This is a genomic window from Fulvivirga aurantia (assembly GCF_009711475.1).
Lineage (GTDB): Bacteria > Bacteroidota > Bacteroidia > Cytophagales > Cyclobacteriaceae > Fulvivirga > Fulvivirga aurantia.
This window is the reverse complement of record NZ_SMMD01000025.1, coordinates 1-253: the sequence shown is the minus strand read 5'-3', so window position 1 is coordinate 253 and position 253 is coordinate 1. Positions and strand designations below refer to the sequence as shown.

Sequence of the window (253 nt, the reverse complement as noted above, 5' to 3'; positions counted from 1 at the left end):
TGCTACAGGTTGTACTGAAACTTTGGAAGTGACTGTGAACGACAACCTTACTACACCAGTCCCTATCACCAATGTGATAGATCAATCATTTTGTACGCCAGTAAATGGGGAGGTTAGTGCCGATGTAGGTGGTACAACCGCTGGATATAATTTCTTTTGGTTTGATGGCAACGTACCGACTCCAAATATAGCTGCCCCTGATTTCACAGGCGATACTTATAGTAACCTGGCTGCTGGTGATTATACACTGGTA

Annotated in this window: 1 protein-coding gene; it reads left to right on the top strand. The window is 43.9% G+C overall.

Features of this window, described 5'->3' with window-relative positions; all coding sequences use genetic code 11:
- Positions 1–253: hypothetical protein (locus E1176_RS19945; protein WP_185152434.1), on the top strand; the 253-nt coding region annotated here is incomplete at both ends.